Annotated in this window: 20 protein-coding genes; 10 read left to right on the top strand and 10 right to left on the bottom strand. The window is 67.9% G+C overall.

Features of this window, described 5'->3' with window-relative positions:
• Window positions 1-2 precede the first annotated feature (2 nt).
• On the top strand, window positions 3-1466 hold the full coding sequence (locus GO615_RS07035; protein WP_169126362.1) for a glutamate synthase subunit beta: 1464 nt from the start codon (window positions 3-5) through the stop codon (window positions 1464-1466).
• A gap of 69 nt (window positions 1467-1535) precedes the next feature.
• Here the strand turns inward: GO615_RS07035 and GO615_RS07030 are convergent, their stop codons facing one another.
• Window positions 1536-2720 carry an acetate/propionate family kinase gene (locus GO615_RS07030; protein ID WP_169126360.1) on the bottom strand — a complete coding sequence of 395 codons (1185 nt, stop codon included), beginning with the start codon at window positions 2718-2720 and terminating at the stop codon, window positions 1536-1538.
• Entirely contained in the window at window positions 2717-4129 is a 1413-nt protein-coding gene (locus tag GO615_RS07025; protein WP_169126358.1) for a bifunctional enoyl-CoA hydratase/phosphate acetyltransferase, read from the bottom strand. The genes GO615_RS07030 and GO615_RS07025 overlap by 4 nt, the downstream gene beginning before the upstream one ends.
• 193 nt (window positions 4130-4322) lie before the next feature.
• Between GO615_RS07025 and glmU the strand changes: the two genes are divergently transcribed.
• Both glmU and glmS read left to right on the top strand, forming a co-directional pair.
• A complete protein-coding gene (gene glmU / locus GO615_RS07020) occupies window positions 4323-5681 on the top strand; it encodes a bifunctional UDP-N-acetylglucosamine diphosphorylase/glucosamine-1-phosphate N-acetyltransferase GlmU (RefSeq protein ID WP_169126356.1) in 1359 nt (452 codons plus the stop codon).
• 15 nt (window positions 5682-5696) lie between these two features.
• Window positions 5697-7523, top strand: a complete 1827-nt coding sequence (gene glmS / locus GO615_RS07015; protein WP_169126354.1) for a glutamine--fructose-6-phosphate transaminase (isomerizing) — start codon at window positions 5697-5699, stop codon at window positions 7521-7523.
• A gap of 182 nt (window positions 7524-7705) precedes the next feature.
• On the opposite strand, the gene GO615_RS07010 is transcribed toward glmS, so the two are convergent.
• A complete protein-coding gene (locus GO615_RS07010) occupies window positions 7706-9277 on the bottom strand; it encodes a sialidase family protein (protein WP_169126352.1) in 1572 nt (523 codons plus the stop codon).
• Window positions 9278-9574: 297 nt separating this feature from the next.
• Here GO615_RS07010 and GO615_RS07005 point away from each other — a divergent pair, with 297 nt between their 5' ends.
• From GO615_RS07005 to GO615_RS06980, 6 genes are all read left to right on the top strand, one after another.
• The gene (locus GO615_RS07005; RefSeq protein ID WP_169126351.1) at window positions 9575-9892 is read left to right on the top strand and encodes a DUF5710 domain-containing protein; all 318 of its coding nucleotides are present in this window, start codon (window positions 9575-9577) and stop codon (window positions 9890-9892) included.
• 10 nt (window positions 9893-9902) lie between these two features.
• Complete coding sequence (locus tag GO615_RS07000) at window positions 9903-10514, top strand: 3'-5' exonuclease (RefSeq protein WP_169126350.1); 612 nt, start codon at window positions 9903-9905, stop codon at window positions 10512-10514.
• A gap of 127 nt (window positions 10515-10641) precedes the next feature.
• On the top strand, window positions 10642-11040 hold the full coding sequence (locus GO615_RS06995) for an FKBP-type peptidyl-prolyl cis-trans isomerase (protein ID WP_169126349.1): 399 nt from the start codon (window positions 10642-10644) through the stop codon (window positions 11038-11040).
• 131 nt (window positions 11041-11171) lie between these two features.
• The gene (locus GO615_RS06990) at window positions 11172-12401 is read left to right on the top strand and encodes a hypothetical protein (RefSeq protein WP_169126348.1); all 1230 of its coding nucleotides are present in this window, start codon (window positions 11172-11174) and stop codon (window positions 12399-12401) included.
• Window positions 12402-12479: 78 nt separating this feature from the next.
• Window positions 12480-13127 carry a HugZ family pyridoxamine 5'-phosphate oxidase gene (locus GO615_RS06985; RefSeq protein WP_169126347.1) on the top strand — a complete coding sequence of 216 codons (648 nt, stop codon included), beginning with the start codon at window positions 12480-12482 and terminating at the stop codon, window positions 13125-13127.
• A 49-nt stretch (window positions 13128-13176) separates the two neighbouring features.
• Complete coding sequence (locus tag GO615_RS06980) at window positions 13177-13803, top strand: LysE family translocator (protein WP_169126346.1); 627 nt, start codon at window positions 13177-13179, stop codon at window positions 13801-13803.
• 125 nt (window positions 13804-13928) lie between these two features.
• Here GO615_RS06980 and GO615_RS06975 read toward each other — a convergent pair whose 3' ends face one another.
• Genes GO615_RS06975 through gcvA form a run of 3 tightly spaced genes read right to left on the bottom strand, consistent with a single transcriptional unit; the run spans window position 13929 to window position 15990 of the window.
• Complete coding sequence (locus GO615_RS06975; protein WP_169126345.1) at window positions 13929-14249, bottom strand: heavy metal-binding domain-containing protein; 321 nt, start codon at window positions 14247-14249, stop codon at window positions 13929-13931.
• A gap of 28 nt (window positions 14250-14277) precedes the next feature.
• Window positions 14278-15012, bottom strand: coding sequence for an SDR family oxidoreductase (locus GO615_RS06970; protein WP_169126344.1), 735 nt, complete (start codon window positions 15010-15012; stop codon window positions 14278-14280).
• Window positions 15013-15030: 18 nt separating this feature from the next.
• Window positions 15031-15990, bottom strand: coding sequence for a transcriptional regulator GcvA (gcvA, locus tag GO615_RS06965; RefSeq protein ID WP_169126343.1), 960 nt, complete (start codon window positions 15988-15990; stop codon window positions 15031-15033).
• 323 nt (window positions 15991-16313) lie between these two features.
• Between gcvA and scpC the strand changes: the two genes are divergently transcribed.
• Window positions 16314-17825: a succinyl-CoA:acetate CoA-transferase ScpC gene (scpC, locus tag GO615_RS06960; RefSeq protein ID WP_169126342.1), complete on the top strand. Its 1512-nt coding sequence runs from the start codon at window positions 16314-16316 to the stop codon at window positions 17823-17825.
• Here scpC and dinB read toward each other — a convergent pair whose 3' ends face one another.
• The 4 genes from dinB to GO615_RS06940 form a co-directional block, all read right to left on the bottom strand.
• Window positions 17826-18971: a DNA polymerase IV gene (gene dinB / locus GO615_RS06955; RefSeq protein WP_246262184.1), complete on the bottom strand. Its 1146-nt coding sequence runs from the start codon at window positions 18969-18971 to the stop codon at window positions 17826-17828. It lies immediately after the preceding gene.
• 19 nt (window positions 18972-18990) lie between these two features.
• Complete coding sequence (locus GO615_RS06950) at window positions 18991-19866, bottom strand: TraB/GumN family protein (RefSeq protein ID WP_169126340.1); 876 nt, start codon at window positions 19864-19866, stop codon at window positions 18991-18993.
• Window positions 19867-19883: 17 nt separating this feature from the next.
• Window positions 19884-20345, bottom strand: a complete 462-nt coding sequence (locus GO615_RS06945) for a MaoC family dehydratase (protein ID WP_169126338.1) — start codon at window positions 20343-20345, stop codon at window positions 19884-19886.
• Window positions 20346-20618: 273 nt separating this feature from the next.
• Window positions 20619-21914, bottom strand: a complete 1296-nt coding sequence (locus GO615_RS06940) for an acetyl-CoA hydrolase/transferase family protein (protein ID WP_169126336.1) — start codon at window positions 21912-21914, stop codon at window positions 20619-20621.
• Window positions 21915-21977: the final 63 nt, after the last annotated feature.

Below are 21977 nucleotides of genomic sequence, written 5' to 3'. Positions count from 1 at the left end.
AAATGGGCAAGCCCACAGGATTTCTGGAGTATCAGCGTCTGTCGGAGGCCTACGAGCCGGTTGCGGAGCGCCTGAAGAAGTACAAGGAGTTCGTGCTGCGTCTGAGCGACGAGCAGGCTGCGGTGCAGGGGGCGCGCTGCATGGATTGCGGCATCCCCTTCTGCAACAACGGCTGTCCGGTCAACAACATCATTCCGGACTGGAATGATCTCGTGTATCGCAACCAGTGGAAGGAGGCGATCGAGGTTCTGCATTCGACCAACAACTTCCCTGAGTTCACCGGCCGCATCTGCCCTGCGCCGTGCGAGGCGGCGTGCACGCTGAACATCAACTCCGACGCGGTCGGAATCAAGTCGATCGAGCACGCGATCATCGACAAGGCGTGGGAAGAGGGCTGGGTGCAGCCGCGTCCGGCTGCCGCAAAGACCGGCAAGAAGGTCGCCGTCGTCGGTTCCGGCCCCGCGGGCCTCGCTGCCGCGCAGCAGCTGGCGCGCGTCGGCCACGACGTGACGGTTTTCGAGAAGAACACGCGCATCGGCGGCCTGCTGCGTTACGGCATCCCCGACTTCAAGATGGAGAAGGGCCTGATCGACCGCCGCATGGCGCAGATGGAGGCCGAGGGCGTGCGCTTCCGCACCGGCGTGATCGTCGGGTCCGACACTGCTGCGCCCGGCATTGCCAACGACGCGAAGGAATTCGTCAGCGCCGAGGCGCTGCAGAAGGAGTTCGACGCGGTGATCCTCGCGGCGGGTTCCGAAGTGCCGCGCGACCTGCCGGTGCCGGGGCGCGAGCTGGGCGGCGTGCATTTCGCGCTGGAGTTCCTGATTCCGCAGAACAAGGCGGTGGCCGGTGACGGCCCGAACCCGATCTCGGCCGAAGGCAAGCACGTCGTCGTGATCGGCGGCGGCGATACCGGTTCCGACTGCGTCGGCACGTCCAACCGCCACGGTGCGGCCAGCGTGACCCAGTTCGAGCTGATGCCGATGCCGCCGGAGCAGGAGAACAAGGCGCTGACTTGGCCGTACTGGCCGATCAAGATGCGCACCTCCTCGTCGCACGAGGAAGGTTGCGAACGCGACTTCGCCGTCGCGACCAAGGAGTTCTTCGGCAAGGACGGCAAGGTCACCGGCCTGAAGGCGGTCCGGCTCGAGTGGAAGGACGGCCGCATGTCGGAGATTGCGGGTTCGGAATTCGAGGTGAAGGCCGACCTGGTGTTCTTCGCGATGGGCTTCACGAATCCGCTGGGCAAGCTGCTCGAATCCTTCGGCGTGGAGAAGGATGCGCGCGGCAACGCCAAGGCGACGACCGACGGTGCCGGCTGCTACGCGACCAGCGCGCCGAAGGTGTTTGCTGCCGGCGACGTGCGCCGCGGCCAGTCGCTCGTCGTGTGGGCGATCCGGGAAGGTCGTCAGTGCGCGCGTGAGGTCGATCAGTTCCTCATGGGCGAGACGGTCCTGCCGCGCTGAGCCGTTTTCGGCGGACGAAATTAAAAGGGCGACCCGCGGGTCGCCCTTTTTGTCACCGTCTGCCGGCGCTCAGTGCGCCAGCCGTTCCAGCGTGTAGCGGGCGATCATGCCTTCCTCGTTGGTCGGCACGACGGCGACCGCGACGCGGCTCTCCGGGGCGTCGATGCGCAGTGCGTGCGCGTCATTCGCTTCCGCATCGATCGCGATGCCCAGCCATGCGGAGAGTCTGGCGACCTGCGCGCGGACCGGCGCGGCGTGCTCGCCGATGCCTCCGGTGAACACGAGTGCATCGAGCCCGCCGGCCGCCGCCGCGAGCGAGCCGATTTCACGGGCGATGCGGTAGCAGAAGAGATCGACCGCTTCGCGTGCCTCGCGCGCGTCCGATGCGAGCAGCGTGCGCATGTCCTGGCTGATGCCGGAGACGCCGAGCAGGCCGGACTCCTTGTACAGGAGGTTGGTCAGGGCCTTGGCGTTCATGCCCTTCTGCTCCATCAGGTAGAGCATGACGCCAGGGTCGAGGCTGCCGGTGCGGGTGCCCATCATCAGGCCTTCCACCGCGGTGAAGCCCATCGTGGAGGCGACGCTCTTGCCCTCGCGCAGCGCGCACATCGACGCGCCGTTGCCCAGGTGGGCGATCAGTACCGCGCCGTTCGCGCGCTCGCCGATCACGTCGGGGAGCTGACGCGCCACGTAGTCGTAGGACAGGCCGTGAAAGCCGTAGCGCTTGACGCCTTCCGCGCTGATCGCGCGCGGCAGCGCGAAGGCCTGGGCCAGCGGCGGCTGGGTGCGATGGAAGGCGGTGTCGAAGCAGCCGACCTGGGGAATCTCGGGGATCAGCGTCGCCACGGCGCGCACCGCGCGCAGGTTGTGCGGCTGGTGCAGCGGGGCGAGCGGAATGAAGCCTTCGAGGTCGCGCAGCACCGATTCGTTGAGCCGCACCGGCGCGCTGTACAGCTCGCCGCCGTGCACGATGCGGTGTCCTGCCGCGACGATGTCGAGCGCGGGGTTGTGCGCGGTGAGCCAGCGGAACAGGTGGTTGAGCGCATCCTTGTGCTGTTCGCTCTGGCTCCCGCCGGTCAGCACCGGCTCGTGATACCGGTTGTCCGCCGCGTCCTTCGCCGACAGCACCGGCGTGGCGCCGATGCCTTCGATCTGCCCCGACAGGGCGGGACTGCGGGCAAGTTCCGGTTCGACCGCGAAGAGCGCGAACTTCAGGCTGCTCGATCCGGCGTTGATGACGAGTACAGCCTTCATGCGAGCCGCGCCTCGCGCTTCTTGTGCGCCATGAGCTGCACGATGGCGCACGAGGCGGCGCGCGTCTCGGCGGTGTCGGCGCGGCTCGTGAGCACGATGGGCACGCGTGCTCCGAGCACGACGCCGGCCATCAGCGCGTTGGCGAGGTACTCGAGCTGCTTGGCGACCATGTTGCCGGACTCGAGGTCGGGCACGACCAGGATGTCGGCGTTGCCGGCGACCAGCGAGCGGATGCCCTTGGTCTTGGCGGCGACGAGCGAGACGGCGTTGTCGAAGGCGAGCGGGCCGTCGAGCAGGCCGCCCTTGATCTGGCCGCGGTCGGCCATCTTGCACAGCGCGGCGGCGTCGATGGTGGAGCGGATCTTCGAGGTGACCGTCTCGACCGCCGACAGGATCGCGACCTTGGGTTCGGGCAGGCCCATGACGTGGGCGAGGTCGATCGCGTTCTGGATGATGTCGACCTTGTCCTCGAGGGTGGGCTCGATGTTGATCGCAGCGTCGGTGATCAGTAGCGGGTGCGGATAGGTCGGCACGTCGGCGAGGAAGACGTGGCTGATGCGGCGCGCGGTGCGCAGTCCGCCTGCCTTCGACACCACCGCGCCCATCAGTTCGTCGGTGTGCAGCGAGCCCTTCATCAGCGCCTCGACCTGCCCTTCGCGGGCGAGCGTCACGGCCGTTTCGGCGGCCTCGTGGCTATGGGCGACGTCGATGATGCGCGCGCCGTGCAGGTCGATGCCTTCCTGCTCGGCGATCGCGCGGATCTTCATTTCGGGGCCGACCAGCACCGGAATGACGAGGCCCGCTTGTGCGGCCTGGATCGGGCCGCGCAGCGACTCGGCGTCGCAGGGGTGGGCGACGGCGATCGGGATCGGGGCCATGCCCGCCGTGATGGAAAGCAGGTGGCCGTAGCGCAGTTCGCGGTCGGAGATCGTGACCTCGGGCAGGTGGACGCGTGCGCGCTTGATCTTCTCGGTGGGCGCCTGCACCTCGGCGACGCCGTCGATGACTTTCAGGCCGTCCTGGTTGAGCGCAAGGCAGTCGAACACCATGTGATGGTTGTGCTCGAACTTCTCGCGGCAGGTGACGGTGATCGTGAGCGTGTCGCCGATGGTGATCGGGCGGTGGAAATTGAGCCCCTGGGAGACATAGACGGTGCCGGGGCCGGGGAATTCGGTGCCGAGGATGGTGGAGATCAGCGTGCTGCCCCACATGCTGTGGCCGACGACCTCGCGGAACTGGCTGGAGCGCGCGAATTCGGGATCGACGTGGGTCGGATTCACGTCGCCGGACATGACGGCGAAGAGGTGGATGTCGTCCGGCCGCAGGGTGCGGACGAGCTGGGCGCGGTCGCCCACCTGGATCTCGTCGAAGGTGCGGTTCTGGATGAAGTCGGTGACGTTGCGATCCATGGTCGGTGTATTTCCGTTGCGATGCAAAAACTGCATTTTAGGCGCGTTATCAGAGATTTGCCCGCATCGCTGTAAAAACATGTTTGCGCTGCCGCATCCCTGTCCCATCCGTGCGACAGTGCCGGGTGCGGCACGGGGGCGGCTCGGGCGGCATGCTAAAATCGCGCCCTGTTCGAACAGGGACGAGGCTTTCATGGAAGTAGTGATTCTCGCGGCCGGGCAGGGCAAGCGCATGCGTTCGGTATTGCCCAAGGTGCTGCAGCCGATCGCCGGACGGCCGATGCTGGCGCATGTGATCGGGGCCGCCCGCGCGCTGGATGCGTCGCGCATCTGCGTCGTGTATGGCCATGGCGGCGAGGTCGTGCGCGAGCGTCTGCAGGACGCGGCGCTGCGCTGGGCGCGGCAGGAGCCGCAGCTCGGCACGGGACACGCGGTGCAGCAGGCGCTGCCGGAACTCACCGACGGCGAGATGGCGCTGGTGCTGTATGGCGACGTGCCGCTGATCGGGGCGCCGACGCTGCGTCGCCTGCAGGCGGCGGCCGGCAGCGGCAAGCTCGCACTGCTGACCGTGGAGCTCGACAACCCCACCGGCTACGGACGCATCCTGCGCGATGCCGGCGGCAAGGTCACGCGCATCGTCGAAGAGAAGGACGCCAGCGCCGAGCAGCGCCGCGTGCGCGAGGTCAATACCGGCATCCTCGTCGCGCCGGTCTCACGCCTGCGCGACTGGCTCGGGCGCATCGGCAACGACAACGCGCAGGGCGAGTACTATCTGACCGACATCATCGGCCTGGCGGTCGCCGAGGGCGTGGAGATCGTCACGGTGCAGCCGGATGCGGTGTGGGAAACGCTGGGCGTGAACAGCAAGCCCCAGCTCGCCGAACTGGAGCGCATCCACCAGCGCAACATCGCCCAGACGCTGATGGACGCGGGCGTGACGGTGCTCGACCCGGCACGCATCGACGTGCGCGGCGAGCTCGAATGCGGCCGTGACGTCGAGATCGACGTCGGCTGCGTGTTCGAGGGGCGTGTGGAGCTGGGCGACGACGTGCGCATCGGCGCGAACTGCGTGATCCGCAACGCGCGCATCGGCGCGGGCACCCGGATCGCCCCGTTCTCGCATATCGAGGACACGGTCACCGGGCGCGAATGCGTGATCGGCCCGTACGCGCGCACGCGCCCCGGCACGACGCTGGGCGACGACGTGCATCTGGGCAACTTCGTCGAGGTCAAGAACAGCGCGATCGCCGACCATTCGAAGGCCAACCACCTAGCCTACGTCGGCGATGCGGACGTCGGCCAGCGCGTGAACATCGGTGCGGGCACGATCACCTGCAATTACGACGGCGCCAACAAGTTCCGCACCATCATCGAGGACGACGTGTTCATCGGCTCCGACACCCAGCTCGTCGCGCCGGTGCGCGTCGGCCGCGGCGCGACGCTCGGCGCGGGCACGACGCTGACCAAGGACGCCCCGGCGGAGCAGCTCACCGTGTCGCGGGCCAAGCAGATCACCATCGCCGGCTGGAAGCGGCCGGTGAAGCAGAAGTAAGCCGGAGAAACCATCATGTGCGGCATCGTCACTGCCATCGCGACGAAGAACGTCGTCCCCGTCCTCCTCGAAGGCCTGCGCAAGCTCGAATACCGCGGCTACGACTCCGCCGGCCTGGCCGTGCTCAACGGCGGTCTGCAGCGCGTGCGCGCGGCCGGCCGCGTCGCCGAGCTGGCCGCGCGTGCCGACGAGCAGAAACTCGATGCCGGCATCGGCATCGCGCACACGCGCTGGGCGACACACGGCGTGCCGTCCGAGCGCAATGCGCACCCGCACGTGTCGGCGGGGCTCGCCGTCGTGCATAACGGCATCATCGAGAACTTCGAAGCCATCAAGCAGCGCCTCACGGCCGAGGGCTACGAATTCGTCTCGGAGACCGACACCGAGGCGATCGCCCACCTGATCCACAGCAAGCTCGCGGTGCAGCCGGACCTCTTCGAGGCGGTGCGGCTGGCGACGGGCGAGCTCGTCGGCGCCTACGCGATCGGCGTGATCAGCGAGAGCGACCGCTCGCGCGCGATCGTGTCGCGCCACGGTGCGCCGCTGCTGCTGGGCGTGGGCGAGGACGGCATGTACGCGGCCTCCGATACCGCGGCGCTGCTGCAGGTCACGCGCAAGGTGATCTACCTCGAGGATGGCGACATCGCCGAACTGCGTCTCGACGGCTACCGCATCGCCCGCCCCGACGGCACGCCGGTCGAGCGCGCGACGCATGTGTCCAGCCTGTCCGCCGACGCGGTCGAACTGGGCCAGTACCGTCACTACATGCAGAAGGAGATCTTCGAGCAGCCGCAGGCGCTGGCAAACACGCTCGAAATCATCGCCGGCGGCGGCTCGGTGACGCCGCAGCTCTTCGGCACCCACGCGCCCGAGCTCCTCGGCGGGGTCGGGCGCGTGCTGGTGCTCGCGTGCGGCACGAGCTACCACGCCGGTCTCGTCGCGCGGTACTGGATCGAGGCGATCGCGAAGCTGCCGTGCAGCGTCGAGATCGCAAGCGAATATCGTTACCGCGAATCGGTCGCGAATCCGGACACGCTGGTGGTCGTGATCTCGCAGTCCGGCGAGACCGCCGACACGCTCGCCGCGCTCAAGCATGCCAAGGCGCAGGGCATGGCGCGCACGCTGGCGATCTGCAACGTGCCCGAATCGGCCATCGTGCGCGAGGCCGCGCTGCGCTTCATCACGCGCGCAGGCCCGGAGATCGGCGTCGCCTCGACCAAGGCATTCACGACACAGCTCGCGGCGCTGGCGCTGCTGACCCTGTCGCTCGCGAAGCTCGCCGGCCGCCTGCCGGAAGCAGACGAGGCACGTTACCTCACGGCACTGCGCCACCTGCCGGTCGCCGTGCGGAAGGTGCTCGATCTCGAGCCGGAGATCGAGCGCTGGGCGCAGCGCTTCGCCGGCAAGCAGCATGCGCTGTTCCTCGGTCGCGGCCAGCATTGGCCGATCGCGATGGAAGGCGCACTGAAGCTCAAGGAGATCTCCTACATCCACGCCGAGGCCTACGCCGCCGGCGAGCTGAAGCACGGCCCGCTGGCACTGGTAGACAAGGACATGCCGGTGATCGCGGTTGCTCCCGCCGACGAGTTGCTGGAAAAGCTCAAGTCGAACCTGCAGGAAGTGCGCGCGCGCGGCGGCGAGCTCTACGTGTTCGCCGACGCCGGCAGCGAGATCCCGCAAAGCGAAGGCGTGCATATCCTGCAGATGCCCGAGCACTACGGCATGCTGTCGCCGGTGCTGCACGTCGTGCCGCTGCAGTTGCTGTCGTATCACGCGGCGCTGGTGAAGGGCACTGACGTGGATAAGCCGCGGAACCTGGCGAAGTCGGTGACGGTGGAGTAAGGCGGGGCAGTTGGTCCTGAAGTTTGTTCCTGACAATTAAAGTCGAAAACTCGTCATTAAAGTCGAAAACTGGATTGCCTCATGAAAACGCCCGGCTCGTCCGGGCGTTTTCACTTCCGAGTCAGTGGGCCGGGTGATCGGCTGTCGCGGGTCGGCGCCGGCATCTCGGCCGCGCTCACCGCCTACGGCGATTCGCGCACGAACACGATGTCCTGCCGGTTGTGGCTGTCAAGGAACAGGCCGTTTTCCTCTTGGGGGAAGGCGACTGGCAGGCCGAGGTCGTTGCTTCTTGTGAACGCCGCGACGAAATCGCCGTCGCTGCCGGCGAGTCCGACGTAGTCGCCGGGGAAGAAGCCGCGTGGACCGGTGATCACCATCTGACGCAGGTCAAATGAGCCCCCGCTTAGCCGTCTGTCGCCGAGGAAGTTCAGTTCCGGCGTGAACAGCGACAGGAACACGTCGGTGCTCAACCGGGTGTCGCCGGGCACGTCGTTGCGGAAGTCGTAGAAGAGCACCCCCACGATCCCCTGGGCATTGACTGAGACGGTCGGCAGGAATGCCTGGACGTCGTCCGGCGTCGCCTGGTTGACGCGCACCGGCGCCGACCAGGTCAGGCCGCCGTCGTCGGAGGTCGCGACGAAGACACCCACCAGCCCCGCGCTGTTGGCATTGCGGTCCTGCCACGCGATGTAGATCTGCCCGCTATCGGGGTTGACCGCGATGCTCGGCAAGCCGCCCGCGTCGCGCACCGGAATGCCGAGTTCGGGATCGACCGCTGACGCGCTCTCGAACGGCGCGACCAGGGTATCCAGGCGTGTCCAGTGCCGGCCCCGATCGGTCGAGCGCAGGATCGCCTGCTCGTTGGTCACGCGCCCTGTGGCGTCGTCGAATTTTAAGCGGAAGAACGCGTTCACCAGGGTTCCGTCGGGCAGGACGACGATCTGTGCGCCTTGACGGAATATGGTCTTGTCGGAGCTCGCAACGCCCGAGCCCATCGTCGCGATCGGCGCGGGTTTGGACCAGGTGAGTCCGCCGTCCGTCGAGCGTGCGAACACGAGCGACGTGATCCCGGTGCGGAACAAGGTCCAGGTCGCGTAGACGAGCCGTTCGTCGAACGGATCGGCGGTGAGGGTGTTCTTGTCGTGGAACAGCGAACGCGCGACCGGATCCTGTGCGGGCATGCGCGCGATCACCACCGGTGCCGACCAGGTGTTGCCGCCGTCGGTCGAGCGCGCGGTGACCATCGCGTTCTCGTTGACCGACCTGTCGGTCACCAGCGCCATGTAATGCGCCGTGCCGGTCGGGCCGAAGCTGATCCACGGATCCGAGCCGCGCTCGTAGTCGCCCGCAGAGCGCTGCGCGGCGCCGGAGCAGCGCGTGAACGGGATTGTCACCCGGGTCCATGACACGCCGCCGTCGGTCGTGTACGCCGCCCCCAGGCTTTGTGCGCCACCTGAGCTCCAGCGGTCCTGGTGCCACCCGGCAATCATGTTCGCCGGATTGAGCGGGTTGACCGCGAGATGCGGCTCACTCTCGCTATTGCGATAGAGGACACCGAACTGCGGCGCGCCGTTGCACTGCGTCACCGCGAGCGGATCGTTCGGATTGCCGCCGTCCGGGTTGGAACTGAAGCCGCTGATCGGCGTTTGTGCGAGCGTCGCACCGGACCATATGCCGGTTGCCAGTAGCGCCATGCCGAGGGTCGCCGCTCGCACGACTGCCGATCCGGTCGAGCGTGATTGCGTATGAAACATGATCGCACTCCTTCCTGTCGTGGTCACGTCCCAGCCTTTGCGACGAGTCACACGCATCGAGCGGGGCCGATGTCCACAAGCATTGGTCTCCCCTTCAGGCTGAATAGATGCGATTCGAGGTCGAGTCAACCCGGGAGCCGCGCTTCTGTCCCAGGTTGAATCCTGATCGGCGATCCCCCGGCCGATCGAGATCCGGGAGGCTGGTGTCTCCGATCCGTGCCGGTCGTTGCCAGTACGCGCTGGTCCACGGTAACGCAACATATAATGCCTGCCCGTACCCCTCGTCATCGGAGCAACATGAGGCTGAACCTGAAGGTCCCCTTCGCGGAGAAGGACCAGGCCAAGAAGCTTGGTGCGCGGTGGGATGCCGGGCGAAAGATCTGGTACGTGGAGGGCAAGGACGATCTGGCGCCGTTTGCCAGATGGTCGCCGACGCCTCACGATGCTTCTGCCGGCGACGTGCGAACGCAGAAGGGGGCTTCGGGCAGGAATCAGGACTCGTCCGGCACGGTCCAGGTCGGCAGCAAATACGTTGAGCTGCCGCGGGTGTGTGATTGCCTCCCGTGGGAGGTGTGCGACAAGTGCCGGGCCACGGCCTTCGGAAGCCGGATTTAGGGGCGAGGTGATGGAAGTCGTCGCAGTCATCGACTTTGAAACGACGGGGCTGTCGCCAGCGCAGGGGGACCGTGCAACGGAAGTTGCGGCGGTGATCCTGGAGGGGGGCAAGGTCGTCGATCGCTACCAGAGCCTGATGAATACAGGTGTCCGGATTCCGGCCTTCATCGAATCCCTGACGGGAATCTCCAACGAGATGGTTCGGCGTGCGCCGCCGGCGGCGCAGGTCATGCAGGACGTGTCGGACTTTGTCGGCGACCGTCCCTTGGTGGCCCACAACGCTTCCTTCGACAGCAAGTTCTGGGATGCCGAGCTGGCACGCATCGAGCGAAGCAGGCGGCAGGAGTTCGTCTGCTCCTTGTTGCTGTCGCGCCGGATCTTCCCGCTGGCGCCGAGCCACAAGCTGGGGGCGCTGGTCGAGTATGCGAATCTGCCGGTGGCAGGCCGCTACCACCGGGCCTTGGCCGATGCGGAAATGGCGGCCAGCCTGTTGCTATGCCTGGAGGGGGAGCTGCGTGAGCGGCACCAGGTGAGTGAGGTGTCCGTCGAGCTGCTGCGCAGGATTCAACGCGTGCCCAAGGGGCAGTTGAAGAAGTGTATCGCTCGCGAGCTGAGTCGCTGACGCGGTCGCGGCGAAAGCATCGTTTTCGACCAGAGTTGCCGGGACATCGACAGCGGGAGCTCCGCCGTCGGTGTCGAATTTTCCACTTTGATCGGCTGGAATCGCCAGCCGGGATGGGAGCCACGTGATGCGTCTGTTTTCCGCACTTGTACTTGCCTGTTTCTCGATTGCCGCCCACGCGGCCGGTCCGACGGAAACCCTGCCGTCCGGGGTGACTGTGGAGCGCTACCGCGAAGGCGCCGGCGCGTCGCCGACGCTGACGGATGTGGTGCGCGTCCACTACCAGGGCACGCTCACGAACGGTCGCGAGTTCGACAGTTCCTACAGCCGCGGGCAACCGGCCGAGTTTCCGGTGAATGGCGTCATTCCGTGCTGGACCGAGGTGCTGCAGCGCATGAAGCCGGGCGAGGCGGTGCGCATCTCCTGCCCGCCGCAGACCGCCTACGGACAGCGCGGCATTCCGGGCACGATCCCGCCCAACAGCACCCTGAACTTCGCCGTCGAGCTGCTGGAGGTGAAGCGCTAGGCGGGCGGCTGCGGCACATTGGTGCCGCGCTGTAACCTTTCGCCCGCGCACTTCATCCAATCGGCAGCAAGCGGAGGGGCGCGCCGCATCCCGCGTGACGATGGCTCCTCCCGGCCGAGGAGGAGTGCATCATGAGCAAGCGCAACGATCCGGTTTCCGCAGTCCGGAAAAACACCGGGGGCCGCGTTATCGCGACGTCCGGTTTCACGCTGTCCGTGCTGGCCGCCGCCGTGGCCTTCACCCTTGCTGCGACGCCGGCACTCGGGGGCGCGCAGCCCGGCGGAAACCGCCATACGGGGCAGTACATCTTCCGTTTCGACACCTTTGGCGACCAGCAGCTATGGACCACCGTGCTGCGCATGCACGAGGTGATCCCCGCGGCGGTGAGCCCGGCCACGGCGCTGGCGGTCGGATTGAAGGTGGATGCGACGGCCTTGCCGCGGAATTTCCTCGCGAAGCACGATCTCGACGATCCGAAGACGACGGTCGAGCTGCTGCGGCGCAATGCGGTGGTCGGCGTGGTGGGTAAGGTGAAGGGGCGGCGCCTGACTTCGGTGGGGATCACCTGCGCGCTGTGCCACTCGACCGTCGACAACTCGGTGGCTCCGGGGGTGGGCAGGCGCCTCGACGGCTGGCCGAATCTCGACCTGAATCCGGGCGCGATCATTGCGCTCTCGCCCGCGCTGCCCGACGAAGTGAAGGCGGTCTACAACTCCTGGGGTCCCGGTCGCTACGACCCGCGCTTCAGCATCGACGGCATCAACGGGCCCTTGGTGATCCCGCCGGCCTATGGCCTCGCCGGCGTGCCTTTCGAGACCTTTACCGGCGACGGTCCGATCTCGTACTGGAACAACTATGTCGCCGTGACCCAGATGGGCGGGCACGGCAACTTCTCCGACCCGCGGCTCGGCATTTCGATCGAGCAGTCGCCGGATCTGGTCACGCCGAAGCTGCCCGCGCTGCTGGCCTACCAGTTGAGCCTGCCGGCACCCCGGCCGCCCGAGGGCAGCGTGGATGTCGTGGCGGCGCAGCGCGGGGAGGCGCTTTTCAACGGTGCGGCGCGTTGCGGCACGTGCCACATCGCGCCGACCTACACGGACGTGCACAACGGGCCGGACGCCGACACGCCGCTGCTGCACGACCCGGCGGAGACGGGGATGGATCCAGGCTATGCGCAGCGCAGCGCAACCGGGAAGTACCGCAGCACGCCCCTGCGCGCGCTGTGGCAGCATCCGCCGTATTTCCACGACGGTAGTGCGCCGACGCTGGGGGCCGTGGTGGATCACTACGACACGCAATTCGCGCTGGGGCTGACGCCTGAACAGAAGGCGGATCTGGTGGAGTTCCTGAAGTCCTTGTGAGCGGCGGTGCGGCGAAATTCGGACGGGGGCAGAAATAGTTCATTGACGCCGGCGGGCGGGGGCGACACAGTGACGGGCATGAAGATCACCGTTGCTCCCGCCATCCACCTGCTGCACGAGGCAGCGCATGCCACGCTGGCGACGCATTCGACCCAGCTCGCGGGCTACCCGTATGCGACGGCGGTGCCCTGCGTCGTGGATGCGGGACAATGCCCGCTGTTCTGCGTCAGCCTGCTCGCCGAGCACACGAAGAACCTGCTCGCGGACCGGCGCGTCAGCCTGTCGGTGGTCGGCGCCGAGAACGGGAACATCCAGGCCGGGGTGCGCATGACGGTGATCGGCGACGTCGAGCGCTTCGAGCCGTCGGCGGAGCTCGTTGCGCGCTATCTGCGCTACCAGCCGGATGCGAAGCAGTACCTCGAGCTCGATTTCGCCTTCTTCCGCCTGCAACCGAAGCGCATCCGCTACATCGGCGGCCCGGGGAAGATGGGCTGGATCGAGGACGAGCGCTGGGCCGGGCTGCCGCTGCTGCCGGAGGTGGCGGAGGCGGATCTGCTGCTGCAACTCGCCGGCAGCGTGCCGGCCGGAACCCATCTGCTCGGCATGGACTGCTTCGGCATCGACTATGCCGTGAACGGGCGGCGGGCGCGGCAGCGCTTCCCCGAGCTGCGCAGCGCCGAGAATCTCGCGGCTACCGCGCCGCGCATCGTGGCCGGGCTGCTGTGAGCGCGGGGGCATCCGCTTCCCGGCCGACGTCCGCGCGGACGGAGCGGCCATGACCTCGGTCGAAACCACCCTCGCGTTCTTCGTCGTGTCGGTGCTGCTCGGGGCGGCGCCGGGGCCGGACAACCTGTTCGTGCTGATGCAGTCCGCGCTGCGCGGGCGCAGGGCCGGGATGCTGGTCGTGCTGGGGCTGTGCACGGGCCTGCTGGGGCACACCGCGGCGGTGGCCGTGGGCCTCGCAGCGGTGTTCGCGGCGTCGGCGACGGCTTTCACGGTGCTGAAGTTCGTCGGTGCGGCCTATCTGGCGTGGCTGGCGTGGCAGGTGCTCAGCGCGCCGGACGGGGGCGATCCCGCCGTGGCCGAGGTGGCGCCGGACGGCTGGCGCATGTATGTGCGCGGGATCGTCATGAACCTGACCAACCCCAAGGTGATCCTGTTCTTCCTCGCCTTCCTGCCGCAGTTCGTCGAGGCCGGCGCGGCGCCGGTGGCGCTGCAGGTGATGTGGCTGGGCTTCGTGTTCATCGTCGCGACGCTGCTGACCTTCGGCGCGATCGCGCTGTTTGCGGCGTCGATCGGGCAGTGCCTGCGCAATTCGGCGACCGCGCGGCGCGTGCTGAACAAGTCGGCGGGGCTGGTGTTCCTGGGGCTGGCGGCGCGGCTGGTGCTGGCCGAGCGCTGAGGGCAGGGGTGGCCGGAGCTGTTTCCCCTTGTGGGAGCGGCTTCAGCCGCGAATCGAGTCGCGCGGCCCCGTTGAGGCCGATTCGCGGCTGAAGCCGCTCCCACGGTGAGCTTACGGCCGATCCCTCAGCCGAGCGTCACCGCGGTGCCGCTGACCGCCACCATGAGCATGCCGTTGGTCTCGCCAAGGACCTCGTAGTCGAGGTCGATGCCGACGATGGCGTTGGCGCCCAGCTTTTCCGCGGCTTCGGCCATTTCCTCGAAGGCGGTGTCGCGCGCGGAGCGCAGCGTCTTCTCGTAGGCGCCCGAGCGCCCGCCGACGAAGTCGCGCACGGCAGCGAACATGTCCTTGAGGAAGTTCGCGCCGATGATGGCTTCCCCGGTGACGACGCCGTGGTAGGCGCGGATGGTCTTGCCTTCGACGGTAGGCGTGGTGGTCATCAGCATGGCGTCTTCCTGTGCAGTGAAAAAGGGGTCAGGGCGCGAGCTGGCGCAGGTCGGCGGTCGCGGCCTGGCCGAATTCGTCGCCGAGCAGGTAGTTCACCAGCCGGAACGCGCATTCGTCGGGGCGGGCGAGGGCGCCGTCGCGCTTGAGGGCCTCGAAGCGCGCGCGCACCGGGAAGCGGTCCTCGGGGGTGGCGCGGATTTCGGCCTGCATCGCGGTATCGACGACGCCGGGGGCGAGGCTGCAGATGCGCAGGCCGGGCGTGCCGTCCATCGCGACGGCGCGCGCGTGCTGGTCGAGGGCGGCCTTGGAGGCGCAATACACGCTCCAGCCGGCGTAGGCGCTGCGCGCGGCGCCGCTGGAGACGTGCATGATGCGCCGGTCGGCGACCTCGCCGCTGGCGGCGGCGAAGGCGCTGGCGAGCATCAGCGGGGTGGCGGTGTTCAGTGCGATGGCGCGGGCGATCGCTTCCGGCGGCAGGGTGTCGAGCTGGCCCACCGGCTGCAGCATGCCGGCGTTGTTGATCAGCAGCGCCTGCGAGCAGTTGGCGAGGAAGGCGCGCAGCGTTCCGCCGGCCAGCCAGTCGGCGACCACCTCGGTGTCGGCGAGGTCGATCTGCACCTGCGAGAGGTCGTCGGGATAGCGTTCGGCGAGGGCGTCGTTCGCATGCCGTGCGAGGCCCAGAACGGGGATCGTGCGGGCGAGGAGCTCCTCGGCGATCGCGGCGCCGAGTCCCTGGGTGTGTCCGGTGAGGATGGCTTTCATTGCGGCAGTGTTCCCGGGTCAGACGGCCTGCGCGGCGGCTTCGGCCGTGAGCCAGGCGCGGAAGGCGGCCACGGCGGGGCGCCGCGCGATCGCCTCGTGCATGACCAGATAATAGGCGAAGGGCGAGGGCAGCGGTATGTCGAAGGGGATCGCGAGGCTGCCTTCGGCGACGCGCGACTCGATCAGCGAGCGCGACGCGAGGGTGACGCCCTGGCCGGCGAGCACCGCGGCGAGCGCGAGGGCGGCGTTCGCGAAGCGCGGGCCGCGGCCCGAATCGATGCCCGCGACGCCGGCGCGGTCCAGCCAAAGCGCCCAGCCGGAGCGGGCGATGCCGGGGCCGGCGTCGCGCAGTGTGTCGTCGTGGATCAGCACGTGGTGCGCGAGGTCGGCCGGCGTGCGCAGCGGCCTGTCGCCTGCGAGCAGCGCCGGCGCGCATACCGGGACGTAGTCCGGCGCGAACAGCCGCTCGATGACATGGCCGGGATAGCTGCCGGTGCCGTACAGGATGGCGACCCTGCTTTCGTCGTCGCGCGGGTCGACGGCGAGCGCCGCGACGATCGCCGCCTGGCCGCGGCGGTCTACGGTGCCGGCGGTGCTCGACAGCTGCAGTGCGACTTCCGGGTGGGCGATGGTGAAACCGGCGAGGCGGGGCACCAGCCAGTGGCTGGCGAAGGAGGGCGGCGCGATCACCGTGAGCGGTCCGGCGACCGCCTGGCGCGTGCTCTCGACTGCGGCGGCGAAGCAGTCGAAGCCTTCACGCACCTTGGGCAGCATCGCGCGGCCGTGTTCGGTGAGTGCCAGCGCGCGCGTCATGCGCCGGAACAGCGGCACGCCCAGCCAGTCCTCCAGCGCCTTGATCTGCTGGCTGACGGCGGCGGGGGTTACGCACAACTCCGCTGCGGCCTGCTTGAAACTGAGGTGGCGCGCGGCGGCCTCGAAGGTGCGCAGCAGGGCGAGGCCGGGTAGCCGGTAGCTCATCGTTGACGGTTAAGCAGTGCTAATCCGTCGCATCATAAACCGTCGTTTGTCGCCGGGCCAGCCGCTGCCTAGACTACGTTCCACATCCTTCGTGGTGTCCGGCGGCCTCCCTCCCTCCTCCGCCGCCGGGAATCTTCGATCGATCGGAGTGCGCGCCATCGGGTGACCGGTGGCGCGCATTGCCTGCGCGGCCTGTCCCTGTGCCGCGCCTTGGCCATGTCGTTCCGGCTCCGGATTCCATGCAGGCAGGTTTGCGGACTCCTCCGCCGGGCGCTCGTTTGCGCCGGAATGCCGGCGTCCCGTTTTGTGGAGTCGTGAATCACATGAGTAAAGAAAACCGCATCCATTGTGCGGCGCTGCGCAGCAAGGTCATGTCCGCCACCGAGGCGGCGAGCCTGATCCAGTCCGGCATGAACGTCGGCATGAGCGGATTCACCGGTTCGGGCTACCCGAAAGCGGTTCCGTCCGCGCTGGCGAAGCACATCATGGACGCGAACCTGAACGGCAAGCGCTTCAAGATCGGCGTGTGGACGGGCGCCTCGACGGCGCCGGAGCTCGATGGCGCGCTGGCGATGGTCGATGGTATCGAGATGCGCCTGCCCTACCAGTCGGATCCGACCTGCCGCAAGCGCATCAACGCCGGCGAGATGGAGTACATCGACATCCACCTGTCGCACGTCGCGCAGTTCGTGTGGTTCGGCTTCCTCGGCAAGCTCGACGTCGCGGTGGTCGAGGTTGCGGGCATCCTCGAGGACGGGCGGCTGATCCCCTCGTCGTCGATCGGCAACAACAAGACCTGGCTGGATCAGGCCGACAAGGTGATCCTCGAGGTCAACTCGTGGCAGAGCGCCCAGCTCGAAGGTATGCACGACATCTGGTATGGCACGCAGCTGCCGCCGAACCGACAGCCGATCCCGCTCGTGCGCAGTTCCGACCGCATCGGCGAGCCCTACCTGCGCTGCGATCCGGAGAAGGTCATCGCGGTCGTCGAGACGCACGCGCCGGACCGCAATTCGGCTTTTTCCCCGCCGGACGAGAGTTCGAAGAGGATCGCCGGCCACATCCTGGAATTCCTGCAGTACGAGGTGAAGAAGGGCCGCCTGCCGCGCGAGCTGCTGCCGCTGCAGTCGGGCGTGGGCAACATCGCCAATGCGGTGATGGCGGGCCTCAACGAGGGGCCGTTCGAGAACCTGACGGCCTACACCGAGGTGCTGCAGGACGGGATGCTGGAGATGCTGAAATCCGGCAAGCTCGCGAGCGCATCGGCGACGGCGTTTTCGCTGAGCAACGGGGCTCTGGCGGAACTGAACGCCGATCTGGCGCGCTACCGCGAGCGCATCATCTTGCGCCCGCAGGAGATCAGCAACCATCCGGAAGTGATCCGCCGCCTGGGCGTGATCGCGATGAATGGCATGATCGAGGCCGACATCTACGGCAACGTCAATTCGACGCACGTGATGGGTTCGAAAATCATGAACGGCATCGGCGGTTCGGGCGACTTCGCGCGCAACGCCTACCTGTCGATCTTCATGACGCCCTCGCAGGCGAAGGGTGGGGCGATCTCGTGCATCGTGCCGATGGCCTCGCATGTGGACCACACCGAGCACGACGTGCAGGTGCTGGTCACCGAGCAGGGGCTCGCCGACCTGCGCGGGCTGTCGCCCAAGCAGCGCGCCAAGGCGATCATCGAGAACTGCGCGCATCCGAATTTCCGTCCGGCGCTGGCGGACTACTACAAGCGCGCGCTGGAGTTCTCGCCCGGCAAGCAGACGCCGCACCTGCTGGAGGAGGTGTTCGGCTGGCATCTGCGCGCGCTGCGCGGCGAGCGGATGTAATCAGTCGAACAGGCGCAGGTTCTCGCCCGGCTGAGGCGGGCGGGGGCCGGCCTCGCCGGGCGGTAGCAGCGTGCCGACGCGCACGCCCAGCAGGCGCAGGCGGCGGTCGAGCGGCACACGCTTGAGGCAGCTGCGCACCGTGGCGAGGATGGTGGCCGCGTCGTCGGTCGCCTGGTCGATCGTCATGTCGCGCGTCACGGTGCGGAAGTCGTCGTAGCGCAGCTTGAGGCCTATCGTGCGCCCGACGTAGCCCTTGCGCTGCAGGTCGCCGGCGACGCGCTCGCACAGCTTCACGAGGATGTCGGTCAGCATGTCGCGGTCGGCGCGCGCGTCGAGGTCGCGCTCGAAGGTGGTCTCGCGGCTGACCGACTTCGTTTCGCGTTCCGTCACGACGGGACGCTGGTCGCGGCCGTGCGCGACTTCCGTGAGCCAGTGGCCGTAGTGCTGGCCGAATTCCTCGATCAGGCTTTCCGGTGCGGCGGCAGCGAGTTCGCCGATGGTGTGGATGCCCATCGCGTCGAGCTTTTCCCCGGCGCGCGGGCCGATGCCGTTGATCTTGCGCGCGGCGAGTGGCCAGATGCGCGTGGGGATGTCCGCGTAGTCGAGTACGGTGAGGCCGTCGGGTTTGTCGAGGTCGGAGGCGATCTTCGACAGCAGCTTGTTGGGCGTGACGCCGATGGAGCAGGACAGCCCGGTCGCCGCGCGCACGGCATCCTTGATGCGCTGCGCGAGTTCGAACGTCTCGCCCGGGACGTCGGTCAGGTCGATGTAGATCTCGTCGATGCCGCGGTCCTCGATCAGCGGCGCGATCTCGGCCACCGCGGCCTTGAAGAGGCGCGAGTAGCGGATGTAGTCGTCGAAGTTCGCGGGCAGCAGGATGGCGTCGGGGGCGAGCGCCGCGGCCTTCATCAGACCGATGCCGGAATGCACGCCGAGCGCGCGGGCGGGGTAGGTGGCAGTGGTGGCGACGCCGCGGCCGACGTAGTCGCGCAGCCGGGGGAAGTCTTCGGGCCGGTCGCCCGCGAGCGTGCCGCGCCGTCCGCCGACGACGACCGGGAGGCCGGCGAGTTGCGGGTAGCGCAGGAGTTCGACGGACGCGAAGAAGGCGTCCATGTCGAGGTGGGCGATGCGGCGTTGCATGGTCATGCGGGCTGGTGCGGCAGGGTCAGCGCACGGGGCGGATCTGCCAGCCCTCGTCCTGCAGCAGCTTCAGCATGCCGAATTCGCCGTGCAGGTGCAATGCGCCGACCGCGGCGAAGGCCGCGCCGCACTGCAGGTGCGGCTGCAGGCGCCGGGCCATCGCGACGCTGCGGTCGCGTACGACCCTCTTTTCGAAGAGCGCATAGTGGCTGGGGTGGCCGCGCACCGCGCCGCCGTTGCGCCACGCGAGTGCCTCGAGGGCGGCGAGGTCGCCGCGCAGGTAGACGCCGATGGCCTCCTCCGTCGCTTTGCCTTGGGCGAGATGATGGTCGAGGGCGCGTTGCAGCAAGGCCACCTGTGTGTCGCGCGGCAGCGAGTCGAAGGCGGCGATCTTTTCGTCGGCCGACTCGAGTTCCTCGATCCGCTTGTGTTCGGCGCGAGCGCGCCGGTACAGCGTGACGTCGAGGCTTTCGCTGCCCTTGTCCGGATGCTCGGTGCTGATCAGGAGCGCCGCCCAGGGTTTGAGGCGGTCGGCGACGTCGCGGCCGACGTCATGCTCGGCGAGATGTTCGACGAGCCGTTCGAAGGTCGCAGGCGGTACGAGTTGCGACAGGCGTTCGGTTCTTCCGAGCCGGCCTGACTCCGAGAAGCGGCGCGCGACGGCGTCGTCGGGACGGATTTCGAGCACGACGGTGCGCGCCGCGGCGAACGCCTCCTCGACCGCCGACGGCAGTGCGAGCACCCGCGGATCGGCGACGTGCATGGTGCCGAACAGGTAGCTCGGCGCGACGCCGGGACGGCTGATCTCCCACAGCAGGCCCTGCTCGAAGCGGCCGTCTGTGGCGTGCGCGGCAGTCGCGACGAGCAGGGCTGCGATCAGCAGGCGGATCCGGCGCAGCATGCGGGCGCGGGTGCGGTTCAGTCAGTCAGTGTCGGGGCGCGCTTGAGCAGGTGCATGCCGATGTAGGAGGCGACGGTGTCGCCGTGCTGATTGATCGTCTTGTACTGCATGCGGACGATGCCGCGGTCGGGTTTGGAGCGCGAGGGTTTGACTTCGAGCACTTCGAGTTCGGCGTGCAGGGTGTCGCCCGGGCGCACCGGGGCGAGCCAGCGCAGTTCGTCGATGCCGGGAGAGCCGATGCTGGAGTCCGCGATGATGCCGGTCTGGATGAAGAGGCGGAAGGTCAGCGCGACGGTCTGGAAGCCGCTGGCGATGAGGCCGCCGTAGGGGGAGCGGGCGGCGGCGTTGGTGTCGAGGTGGAAGGGTTGGGGGTCGTACACCATCGCGAAGTCGATGATCTGGCCTTCGGTGAGGGTGATGCCGGCGGTGGTGAAGCGCTCGCCGGGGGCGAAGTCGTCGAGGTAGCGGTGGGGGTGCATGGGGCGAGGTCGTCCTGTTTTCTTGTCAGGGCGATATTTTGCGGCATCGGGACGTGTGCGGGGGACGGGCGGGCGGATTCGCCTGCCGGGCAGACGCTCGCGGCCTTCGGCTTCCCGGCGTGTTCGGGTCTGCGGGGGCGGCGACGCAAACTCGGCCGCTGCGCGGCCTCAGACATGCGTCGCCTTGTTTCCCCCGCAGACCCGAACACGCCGGCGCTCACGACAGCCCGGCAGTCGAACCCGCCCGCCCGTCGGAACGGGTGGAGGTGTGATTTACAGCAGGTTCATGCGCTTCGCCGCCTCGCGCAGCTCGCCGCGGAAGTCCGGGTGGGCGATGCCGATCAGCGCCTCGCAGCGCTGCTTGGCGGTCTTGCCGCGCAGTTGCGCGACGCCGTATTCGGTGACGACGTAGTTGATGTCGTTCTTGCTCGTCGTGACATGCGTGCCAGGGGTGAGCGTCGGCACGATGCGCGAGATGGTGTCTTCCTTGGCCGTCGAGGGCAGCACGATGAAGGCCTTGCCGCCGCGGGAACGGTTCGCCGCGCGCACGAAATCGACCTGGCCGCCGGTGCCGGAGTAGGGCGAGGGGCCGAGGCTCTCGGAGCCGCACTGGCCGAGGAAATCGATCTGCATCGTCGCGTTGATCGCGACGAGATTGTCGTTCTGCGCGGCGTAGTACGGGTCGTTGGTGACGTCGACCGGATGCATCTCCAGCGTCGGGTTGCGGTGCATGTACTGGTAGAGCTTGTTCGAGCCGAGCGCGAAGGTCGCGAGCATCTTGCCCGGCTTGAGCGTCTTCTTGCGGTTCGTGACGGCGCCCGATTCGATCAGCGACAGGATGCCGTCGCCGATCATCTCGGTGTGGATGCCGAGGTCGTGCTTGTGCTTCAACTGCATCACGACCGCGTCGGGGATGCCGCCGTAGCCGATCTGCAGCGTCGCACCGTCGTCGATCAGGTCGGCGACGTACTTGCCGATCGCTTCCTGCACGGGGCCGATCTTGGGCAGGCCGACTTCGAGGAGCGGGGCGTCGCTTTCCACGAGCGCGGCGACCCGCGAGATGTGCACGTGGCAGTCGCCGTAGGCGAAGGGCACGTTCGGATTCACTTCGAGAACCACCGCGCGCGCCTTCTTCACCGCGGCCATCGTGTAGTCGGGGCCGAGCGAGAGCGCGAAGAAGCCGTGCTCGTCCATCGGCGAGGCCATCGAGAAGACGACGTCGGCCGGCGTCAGGCCGCGGTCGATGAGCTGCGGGATCTCGGAGAAGTAGTTGGGCATGAAGTCCACCCAGCCGGCCTGGCCGCCAGGGCGCGACGCGCCGCCGAAAAAGTAGGCGCTGTGGCGCACATTCGCGACCGTCTCGGGATCGAAGTAGCCGTACTTGCGCAGCGGCAGGATCTGGCTGACGACGACGTTCTCGAGGCTGCGGCGGCGCTCCGAGAGCGCTTCGAGCAGCGCCGGCGGCTCGCCCACGCCGGTGGGCACGACGACGGTGTCGCCCGATCGCACGAGTCCAGCTGCGTCCGCGGGGCTCATCCTTTTCTGCTGATACTGGGTGTGTACGCTCATGTCCTTCCTCTCCCTTGCTTCGACTGTTATGTATCGATTCGGGCGCGATTATAGTCGCGTCCA

It is taken from the genome of Aromatoleum evansii (assembly GCF_012910805.1).
Taxonomy (GTDB): Bacteria; Pseudomonadota; Gammaproteobacteria; order Burkholderiales; family Rhodocyclaceae; genus Aromatoleum; species Aromatoleum evansii.
The sequence above is the reverse complement of the archived record's forward strand: the minus strand, read 5'-3'. Positions and strand labels throughout refer to the sequence as shown.

Coding starts and splice junctions, on each gene's coding strand:
- GO615_RS07035 (WP_169126362.1), top strand. CDS start 3: ATGGGCAAGCCCACAGGATTTCTGGAGTATCAGCGTCTGTCGGAGGCC.
- GO615_RS07030 (WP_169126360.1), bottom strand. CDS start 2,720: ATGAAGGCTGTACTCGTCATCAACGCCGGATCGAGCAGCCTGAAGTTC.
- GO615_RS07025 (WP_169126358.1), bottom strand. CDS start 4,129: ATGGATCGCAACGTCACCGACTTCATCCAGAACCGCACCTTCGACGAG.
- glmU (WP_169126356.1), top strand. CDS start 4,323: ATGGAAGTAGTGATTCTCGCGGCCGGGCAGGGCAAGCGCATGCGTTCG.
- glmS (WP_169126354.1), top strand. CDS start 5,697: ATGTGCGGCATCGTCACTGCCATCGCGACGAAGAACGTCGTCCCCGTC.
- GO615_RS07010 (WP_169126352.1), bottom strand. CDS start 9,277: ATGTTTCATACGCAATCACGCTCGACCGGATCGGCAGTCGTGCGAGCG.
- GO615_RS07005 (WP_169126351.1), top strand. CDS start 9,575: ATGAGGCTGAACCTGAAGGTCCCCTTCGCGGAGAAGGACCAGGCCAAG.
- GO615_RS07000 (WP_169126350.1), top strand. CDS start 9,903: ATGGAAGTCGTCGCAGTCATCGACTTTGAAACGACGGGGCTGTCGCCA.
- GO615_RS06995 (WP_169126349.1), top strand. CDS start 10,642: ATGCGTCTGTTTTCCGCACTTGTACTTGCCTGTTTCTCGATTGCCGCC.
- GO615_RS06990 (WP_169126348.1), top strand. CDS start 11,172: ATGAGCAAGCGCAACGATCCGGTTTCCGCAGTCCGGAAAAACACCGGG.
- GO615_RS06985 (WP_169126347.1), top strand. CDS start 12,480: ATGAAGATCACCGTTGCTCCCGCCATCCACCTGCTGCACGAGGCAGCG.
- GO615_RS06980 (WP_169126346.1), top strand. CDS start 13,177: ATGACCTCGGTCGAAACCACCCTCGCGTTCTTCGTCGTGTCGGTGCTG.
- GO615_RS06975 (WP_169126345.1), bottom strand. CDS start 14,249: ATGCTGATGACCACCACGCCTACCGTCGAAGGCAAGACCATCCGCGCC.
- GO615_RS06970 (WP_169126344.1), bottom strand. CDS start 15,012: ATGAAAGCCATCCTCACCGGACACACCCAGGGACTCGGCGCCGCGATC.
- gcvA (WP_169126343.1), bottom strand. CDS start 15,990: ATGAGCTACCGGCTACCCGGCCTCGCCCTGCTGCGCACCTTCGAGGCC.
- scpC (WP_169126342.1), top strand. CDS start 16,314: ATGAGTAAAGAAAACCGCATCCATTGTGCGGCGCTGCGCAGCAAGGTC.
- dinB (WP_246262184.1), bottom strand. CDS start 18,971: ATGACCATGCAACGCCGCATCGCCCACCTCGACATGGACGCCTTCTTC.
- GO615_RS06950 (WP_169126340.1), bottom strand. CDS start 19,866: ATGCTGCGCCGGATCCGCCTGCTGATCGCAGCCCTGCTCGTCGCGACT.
- GO615_RS06945 (WP_169126338.1), bottom strand. CDS start 20,345: ATGCACCCCCACCGCTACCTCGACGACTTCGCCCCCGGCGAGCGCTTC.
- GO615_RS06940 (WP_169126336.1), bottom strand. CDS start 21,914: ATGAGCGTACACACCCAGTATCAGCAGAAAAGGATGAGCCCCGCGGAC.